Source organism: Atopobacter phocae ATCC BAA-285, assembly GCF_000526675.1.
GTDB classification, from domain to species: domain Bacteria; phylum Bacillota; class Bacilli; order Lactobacillales; family Aerococcaceae; genus Atopobacter; species Atopobacter phocae.
This window is the reverse complement of record NZ_JAGN01000073.1, coordinates 1-2,474: the sequence shown is the minus strand read 5'-3', so window position 1 is coordinate 2,474 and position 2,474 is coordinate 1. Positions and strand designations below refer to the sequence as shown.

The 2,474-nt window shown below is 35.1% G+C and carries 2 protein-coding genes; both read right to left on the bottom strand.

Features of this window, described 5'->3' with window-relative positions; all coding sequences use genetic code 11:
- Positions 1-118: 118 nt before the first annotated feature.
- Complete coding sequence (locus tag L866_RS0108105) at positions 119-568, bottom strand: hypothetical protein (protein WP_025730880.1); 450 nt, start codon at positions 566-568, stop codon at positions 119-121.
- A gap of 155 nt (positions 569-723) precedes the next feature.
- Complete coding sequence (locus L866_RS0108100) at positions 724-2,250, bottom strand: AMP-binding protein (protein WP_025730879.1); 1,527 nt, start codon at positions 2,248-2,250, stop codon at positions 724-726.
- Positions 2,251-2,474: the final 224 nt, after the last annotated feature.

The following is a 2,474-nucleotide window of genomic DNA, read 5'->3' as shown; positions in this document are numbered from 1 at the left end:
TCATTAGCTGAATAACGTTTATTTTTACGCATGAAAAACTCCCCCTAAAATAGTTTTACTTTTTCAAGTGTCTACTTTAGGGGGAGCATATCAATATCCCTCAATTCTTTTTTTTGTTTTATCGGTGATAATTTTCAATTTTTACAATCGGTTCACCATTTTTTGTGTATACAAAATTCCGGAATTTTGTGTTGTCAGCCATCGCGATAACTAAACGATCACGATAAGGCTCAGCTAATTCATCAAAAAGATAAGTTTCTTCGTCTAAATTTAATTGTTGACGTTGTGAATCAATCTCATTTTTCGATTTCAATTTATAACTTGTACTAGGAAGTTTACCGTCAATTTCACGTTGCTCAATTCGGTAGACATAGTTTTCATCATCATATACAATTTCTAGAGCACCTGTATTAGTTCGAATGGTTTGGTAATCATATGATTCACGATGTTGACGCCACCAAGCTAATATGCCTTCTAATGCAGCTTCTTCTGTTTTATAACTACCGTGTTCTTTTTTTACACCATCTCGTTTACTAATCCAATAGTTTGTATAGACTGTGTTTGTCATGTTAGGCCTCCTCGATTAAAATGATTAGCTTTTGACATACGTTATACCAAAAGCGTGTTTGACTTAATTATCGTAACATGTAATCGATTACTTTCCAATAGAAGTTAAGAATTTTGAATTTATTTTAAACTTTATAACTTTGTCACTGTGAAATACTATTGTCCGAATAATTGATGTTCTAGTTCTCTACGTTGGACTTTCATGGTAGCCGTTCGAGGAATGTCATTATAAGCAAGAATGATTGGCTCTTTTAATGTAGGAATATTACCAATTGCTTGAAACCATTCTGTCCAGTTCATTTCGTAACCATCATGGAGAGCCAAAACGGGCTGAGCTGCACCTTTTGGATCACGAACAATAATCATTTCTGCAAGCCAAGGTAACTGATCCATTACCGCATCTTCAATTGCTAATGTGCTAGGTAAGGTGTCTACTAAATCAATTTGACGATCGAGTAATATTAATTCATTTGAATCGTTTAAATAGCCAAAGTCACCCGTATCCCACCATAAATCATAAACGTTTTCGTTAAAGCGACTTTCTTCTTGATAGTAAGTTAAAGCACGCCCTTTTGAAAGTAAGTGAATATGACCGGGTTTATTATTAGGAAGGATATGACCATTCGCATCAGCGATTCGAGCTTGTGTCAAGTCTTTATAGCCAACTCCCATATTACGAAAATCAACATGAGGCAGAGTATTTAGTGTGTGATATCTTAGAATGGAAGGCCCACATTCACTTTGACCGTATACTTGCATATAAATAGCATCTCTTTCAGGACGAGATAGTAAAAATGGGGTAATGGTCTCTTTGTTAATAGCATCAAATGTCGAGTGGTAGTATCGAATGCTTGAAAATACTTCAGGATGTCGACGAGCTAGCATAGACCATTGAACAAAGTGATTCGGATGAGTTTCTAAAGCGATTGGCTCAAAGCGAGGGATCAACTCTTTAATGTGATCCGTTTTCGAATTCATAATAGCTAACATTGGAAAGCCTAAAGCCATGATACTAGTTATACCAATGTTGAAACGAGAGTGTACAGGTGAAATGTGAAATGCAATAGTCCCACGTTCTTTGATAGGTGCTAAAACTTCCATCTGCCATTTTACACGCCATCCCATAGATTGAGCAGAATGACAAATCAGTTTAGGGATACCAGTTGTTCCAGAAGTATGCGTAATAAAACTAATAGCATTTTCGTCTAAACGAGTAGGTTGAAAGGCTTGTTCGGGTTGCTGAATTAAATCTTTAATCGCAATATATCGGTCCGCGTATGATGAATCAAGCTGCTCAATAACAGTAGCAGTTCGCTGATCAAATACGATGAACGGATTATTTAAACGTTCTTGAAATACACGAATAACATGTGGTTTAAAATGATAAGAAACCATTACAGGAATTGCACCCAAAGCTGCAACTGCTACCGCTAACCAATAAGTATCAATGGCTTCGGATTTAAATAGAATGACATGGTCACCCGGAGAAATATTATAGTGATTGAATTGACGTACACGTTTTTGAATATATTCAAATACGGCAGCATAGGTTGTAGTATCTTTGATTTCAGGAAAAGCTTGTAGGGATTGATCGATATGAATCGATAAGTTTGGAAACTTTTGAACAGCTTGTTCAAAATGATCATATAGATAAAGCGGTTGTTGCTGAAATTCGATGGACATGGGTATCACTCCTTTAGATTTTTAATACATCTTATAATATTATTTACTGAGAAGATTGTACCAAATTAATTATTTTATCCAACATAATATGCATATTAAATTCAAAAAAAATAAAAGACTGCGATAAAGCAGTCAAGTCCATAATCTTGTGTAAAATACTATACAATGTTCTATACTCTCTTACTGGTTAAACTTGATATACTTTCTTGTAGAACTGAGCCATT